Origin of the sequence: Yoonia sp., from assembly GCF_017854565.1 — a bacterium.
Classification (GTDB): domain Bacteria; phylum Pseudomonadota; class Alphaproteobacteria; order Rhodobacterales; family Rhodobacteraceae; genus Yoonia.
Window position 1 is genome coordinate 1 of record NZ_JAFMHJ010000090.1, and the last position, 5,730, is coordinate 5,730.

Here is a 5,730-nt window from a genome sequence, read left to right on the forward strand (position 1 = left end):
TCCCGTCACCCGCTCCATTTTCGCCCTGCCAAATGATGTCGCATAGTTTGCGGTTGCGCGCCTTGTTAAAGCGGCGTGTGGGTTTTATGTCAGTTGCGAACAACAGATTGAAACGCCGATGGCAGACGCACCCAAAGCATCCGATGAAGAACGTGCGCGTTCAAAGAAGATTGGGGCCCTCACTGCGCTCTGGCCGTTTCTGGCACCCTATCGTGGTATGATGATTCTGGCGCTTATGTCGCTGGTGACGACTGCGCTGGTATCTTTGGTCATGCCTTTGGCTGCGGGGCGTGTGGTTGAAAATTTTCAGACCGCTGACATCGCATTGCTGGATCAGTATTTTCTGGCCGCTTTGGCGGTTGCCGCACTTTTGGCTGTGGGCACCGCGATGCGCTATTATCTTGTGACGCGGTTGGGCGAACGGGTTGTCGCGGATATTCGGACCGCGGTCTTTGATCGCATGATCGGGATGTCGCCGGCGTTTTTCGAAAAGGTGATGACCGGCGAGGTTCTCAGCCGGATCACGACCGACACCACGCTGATTTTGTCCGTGATCGGGTCTTCTGTTTCTGTTGCGCTGCGGAACGTGCTGATCTTTTTCGGTGGATTGGCGCTCATGATGTTCACCTCGCCAAAATTGACGGGACTTGTGCTGTTGATCGTACCGGCGGTAATCATCCCCATTGTTGTGCTGGGCCGCCGCCTGCGGGCGCTGTCGCGTGCGAACCAAGACTGGATCGCCGAAAGTTCGGGCAATGCGTCGGAGGCATTGTTGTCGGTGCAAACGGTGCAGGCATTCACCCATGAGGCGATGAGTCGGAAGAAATTCAGCGACGTCACAGAGCGGAGTTTTATGTCCGCAAAGCAGCGCATAGGGACCCGCGCGATCATGACGATGATCGTGATTTTCTTGATTTTCTCGGGCGTCGTCGGTGTTTTGTGGATTGGTGCGCGCGATGTGCGCGCCGGATTGATGAGCGATGGCGAATTGGTGCAATTTGTCATTCTTTCGGTCATGGTCGCCGGGGGGGTCGGGGCCTTGACGGAAGTCTGGGGCGAGTTGCAGCGCGCTGCAGGTGCCACAGAACGTCTGGTTGAACTGTTGAATGCGCCTGATGCGGTTTCTGATCCTATTGCGCCACAGCCTGTCCCGGCCGTGCGCACGGGACGTATCGTCTTCCAAAATGTGACATTCCGTTATCCGGGCAGGCCTGCAGTTGCGGCACTTGATGGGATCGACCTGATCGTGCAGCCGGGGGAGACTGTTGCGCTGGTTGGTCCGTCGGGTGCTGGCAAGACAACTGTTATTCAACTGCTACAGCGATTTTACGATCCTACCGAGGGGTCTGTTACCGTTGACGGTGTGGACCTGCGCGACATGAACCGCGCTGATTTTCGGTCTCATATGGCCTTGGTGCCACAGGACCCCGTCATTTTTGCGGATACGGCGCGCGAAAACATTCGCTTTGGCCGTCCGGATGCCACTGACGCCGAGGTCGAAGCGGCTGCCAAAGCCGCCGCCGCCCATGATTTTCTGTCGGCCCTTCCCGAGGGTTACGACAGTTATGTTGGTGAGCGTGGTGTGATGTTGTCCGGTGGTCAAAAACAAAGGATTGCGATTGCCCGCGCCATCCTGCGCGACACGCCGATCTTGTTGCTGGATGAAGCGACCAGTGCGCTTGACGCCGAAAGCGAAAGTGCCGTGCAGAAGGCGGTCGAAGATTTGGCTAAGACCCGCACGACTTTGATCGTTGCGCACCGTCTTGCGACAGTGAAAAAAGCCGACAGGATCATCGTATTCGATGCCGGCAAGATCGTGGCTCAAGGCACCCATGACAGCCTTGTGGCGCAAGATGGGCTTTATGCACGGCTGGCGCGTCTGCAATTCACCGAAGGTCTGGCTGCGGAATAATTGCAATTTTCGCAGCGTCAATCTTGCGATTGATCCCTCATTTGCCCACGCTATAGTTTAGCACGCGCCGCCGCGCCAGAACCGGCGGCCGATCAACAGGGGAGGAGACCGGCATGCCATATGCGAATGTCGCTGATCGCAATGCGATCGAGAATGAAATGCCATGGGACGCGCGCAATTTGCCGATGACCACCTATGCATTGCTAAGCAAGACGGCCGGAGAACATGGATCGCGCAACGCGGTCACCTATCAGCTACTTTCGGACCCGACGGCGCAGTGCGAGACACTGAGCTGGGACCAGCTGCGCGACAGGACGGCGCAAGCGGCCAATCTTTTCCGCGCGCTTGGGGTGGAAGAGAATGATGTGGTGGCCTTTTTGCTTCCCAACGCGACCGAGACGATCCTGACCTATTTGGGAGGGCAGGTGGCTGGCATTGTCAATCCGATCAACCCGCTTTTGGACGCCGAGCAGATTGCCGCAATCCTACGCGAAACGAATGCAAAGGTGCTTGTCACGCTCAAGGCGTTTCCGAAAACGGATGTCGCCCAAAAAGCCGCTGAGGCGGTCCGCTTTGCGCCCAATGTGAAAACAGTGCTTGAGGTCGATTTGCTGCGCTATCTGACTGGTGTCAAGCGACTGATTGTCCCGTTTATCCGCCCGAAGAATCCAACCAATCATGATGCGCGCGTCTTGGATTTCAATACTGAGTTGAACAAGCAGCCAACGGCGCTGGCGTTTGCGGACAGTACCCAAGACCGGGTTGCCGCCTATTTCCACACCGGTGGAACGACTGGCATGCCCAAGGTCGTGCAGCACCGCTATTCGGGGATCGTTTACAACGCTTGGTTGGGCGCGCGTCTGCTGTTCACGGAGCAGGACGTGCAGATGTGCCCGCTGCCGCTGTTTCACGTCTTTGCAACGATCGTATCGCTGGGTGCGTCGCTTGGTTCGGGTGCCGAAATCGTCTTTCCAACGCCGCAGGGGTATCGTGGCGAAGGGGTATTTGATAACTTCTGGAAACTGATCGAGCGCCACAAAGTGACCTTTATGATCACGGTGCCGACTGCGATGTCTGCGTTGATGCAACGCAAAGTGGATGCGGATATTTCGACACTACGGCTGGCCTTTTGTGGGTCGGCGCCGCTCCCGCTTGAGCTTTATAAGCGGTTTGAGGCGGCCGCAGGGGTGACGATTTGCGAAGGCTACGGGCTGACCGAAGCAACCTGTCTTGTCTCTATCAACCCACCTGAAGGCGAGAAACGGGTTGGCTCAATCGGTATTCCGTTTCCTTATACGGATGTGCGGATCGTGTCGGTCGCAACCGGAAAAGATGTAGCGGTCGATGAAATAGGCGAAATTTGCGTGGCCAATCCCGGCGTTTACAGTGGCAGGACGTACACGGAACCAGACAAGAACGTGGGGCTTTTTTATCCCGGTACCCAATCCGACGCGCAATACCTGCGCACCGGCGATTTGGGGCGCAAGGACGGTGATGGATATCTGTGGATTACAGGTCGGGCCAAAGATCTGATTATCCGCGGTGGGCACAATATTGATCCTGCTGAAATCGAAGAAGCACTGGCTGGACATGTCGCCGTCGCATTCGCCGGCGCGATCGGTCAACCGGACGCGCATTCTGGTGAAATCCCTTGCGCCTACGTCGAGCTGGTCGATGGCGCGACCGTGACCAGCGACGAGCTTTTGGCCTATGCCAAAGAACACATCCATGAACGCGCGGCCCATCCGAAGTTTCTTGAAATCCTCGACGAGCTGCCGAAAACCGCCGTTGGCAAGATATTCAAGCCAGATTTACGCAAGCGCGCCATTGCGCGTGTGTATGATGATGCGTTGGCCAAGGCAGGCGTTGATGCTGCGGTGTGTGCTGTCAGCGAAGACAAGAAACGTGGTCTTGTTGCACATATTGCTAAAACAGGCACAGTATCCGATCAAGACGTCGGCAAGGCGTTAGGCGCGTTTACGATCCCGTGGGAGTGGTCAGTCTGAGCCTGAGCCGTACCAAATATTAGCAAAAAGGACAGTCGATGACGAAAGTTGCATTTATAGGTCTTGGGGTTATGGGCTATCCGATGGCGGGTCATTTGCAGACGGCGGGCCACGCGGTCACCGTCTATAACCGTACCGTGGCAAAGGCTCAAGCGTGGGTTTCTCAATACGGTGGCGAATTCGGTCAAACGCCCGCCGAGGCCGCGACTGGCGCGGACATGGTAATGGCCTGCGTCGGCAATGACGACGATCTGCGCTCGGTTTGTCTTGGTGAAAATGGTGCATTTGCGGGTATGAAGGCCGGTAGCATTTTTGTCGATCATACCACCGTGTCTGCGGCTGTAACCCGTGAATTGCACGCGGCCGCCGCCGAACGCGGCATTGCGTTCGTGGATGCGCCAGTTTCAGGCGGGCAGGCGGGTGCGGAAAATGGGGTTTTGTCGGTAATGTGTGGTGGCGCACAGGACAGCTATGACAAGGCGGAAGCAGTCATTGCCGCCTATGCGCGTATATGTCGCCGCATTGGCAAAAGTGGCGCAGGGCAGATGACCAAGATGTGCAACCAAATTGCGATCGCTGGCTTGGTCCAAGGTCTGTCCGAGGCGCTCCACTTTGCCCAAAAAGCAGGACTTGATGGCCGTGCCGTTGTCGAGGTGATCAGCCAAGGCGCCGCAGGAAGCTGGCAGATGTCAAATCGTTATGAGACGATGTTGGACGATCATTTTGCGCATGGGTTCGCGGTTGATTGGATGCGCAAAGATCTGGGTATCTGCCTTGATACAGCCAATGAAAATGGCGCCAGCCTGCCCGTGACCGCGTTGGTTGATCAGTTCTACAAAGATGTTCAGAAGCTTGGTGGGGGGCGTTGGGATACGTCCTCTTTGCTGAAACGGTTGCAGGCATTCGACTAACTGCGTCGTTATCGCTAAAATAGCGTGATGATGTTGACCGGTGGTGCGTGTCGTCTGACCGTTTCTACCATGGGCGCTGGTCCTGCAATTTGTAATTGCCGGGCGGCGCCAGACTTCGGTCGGAACTGCACACGGCGGGCTTGGTCACCGCCGAGGCCCTGTGTGTTGGTTTCCGCGCAGAAGTGAGCCGGGTTTTCCATCGAGAAGTGAGCCACCTTTAGGTCATGTTTCGGGGGTCAGGCTTGGGTCAAGACATCATTGTCCTCCCTCCTTTTCCGTGCCGCTACGGCTACACTGGCTTTGAAGCGGAAGCTGTCGTTGCCGGTCTCAAGGATGTGGCAGCGGTGGGTCAGGCGGTCGAGGAGTGCGGTCGTCATCTTGGGGTCCCCAAAGACGGTGGCCCATTCGCTGAAGCTCAGGTTTGTGGTGATGACGGCGCTTGTCCGTTCGTAGAGTTTACTCAGCAAATGGATGGTGCCCAGAACGTCGTGATGCTCGACAGCCTGCACGCCAAGGGCTGTCGCGGCATGCGTTTTGCCAGTCCCAGGGCCCCCGATCAGCACGACGTTCTGGGCACCATCCATGAACTCTCCCCGATGAAGTTGGCGCACCGTGGCCTCGTTGATCTCACTGGCGGCGAAGTCGAAGGGTAGTCTCCCCATTTTTAGCGGGGTGCGACCGTAGAACTTACGCGGCCATTTTCAGTTTCATGGCGGGGGTGATGCCGCCGATGCCAATGTTGGGGCGGTCGTTGTTGTAAGTCCAGAGCCATTTTGTGGCGTCGTCTTGGGCCTCCTCAACGGAGTCTATGCTGTATTGGTCGAGCCATTCGTGCCGCACCGTAGCGCTATGCGGGAATTTGGGTGATGGCGTGATTTGAAGGGCGGCGTATCGTGGCGGG

At 56.9% G+C, this 5,730-nt stretch carries 4 protein-coding genes and 1 pseudogene; 3 read left to right on the forward strand and 2 right to left on the reverse strand.

What is annotated here, in order from left to right; translation table 11 throughout:
- Positions 1–118 precede the first annotated feature (118 nt).
- The 3 genes from QZ196_RS17115 (at position 119) to QZ196_RS17125 (ending at position 4,829) form a co-directional block, all read left to right on the forward strand.
- Complete coding sequence (locus tag QZ196_RS17115) at positions 119–1,912, forward strand: ABC transporter transmembrane domain-containing protein (RefSeq protein ID WP_296428561.1); 1,794 nt, start codon at positions 119–121, stop codon at positions 1,910–1,912.
- Between the two features lie 113 nt (positions 1,913–2,025).
- Complete coding sequence (locus QZ196_RS17120; protein WP_296428562.1) at positions 2,026–3,918, forward strand: acyl-CoA synthetase; 1,893 nt, start codon at positions 2,026–2,028, stop codon at positions 3,916–3,918.
- Between the two features lie 38 nt (positions 3,919–3,956).
- Entirely contained in the window at positions 3,957–4,829 is an 873-nt protein-coding gene (locus tag QZ196_RS17125; protein WP_296428563.1) for an NAD(P)-dependent oxidoreductase, read from the forward strand.
- Positions 4,830–5,065: 236 nt separating this feature from the next.
- On the opposite strand, the pseudogene QZ196_RS17130 reads toward QZ196_RS17125, so the two are convergent.
- Both QZ196_RS17130 and QZ196_RS17135 read right to left on the reverse strand, forming a co-directional pair.
- Positions 5,066–5,476: pseudogene (locus QZ196_RS17130) on the reverse strand (ATP-binding protein); the annotation flags it as partial.
- 40 nt (positions 5,477–5,516) lie between these two features.
- Positions 5,517–5,730, reverse strand: a 214-nt coding sequence (locus tag QZ196_RS17135) for an integrase core domain-containing protein (RefSeq protein ID WP_296428564.1), incomplete at its 5' end; no start/stop codon positions are given.

What these genes read in the sequence shown, in the direction of transcription:
- QZ196_RS17115 (WP_296428561.1), top strand. Translation starts at nt 119, where the DNA reads ATGGCAGACGCACCCAAAGCATCCGATGAAGAACGTGCGCGTTCAAAG.
- QZ196_RS17120 (WP_296428562.1), top strand. Translation starts at nt 2,026, where the DNA reads ATGCCATATGCGAATGTCGCTGATCGCAATGCGATCGAGAATGAAATG.
- QZ196_RS17125 (WP_296428563.1), top strand. Translation starts at nt 3,957, where the DNA reads ATGACGAAAGTTGCATTTATAGGTCTTGGGGTTATGGGCTATCCGATG.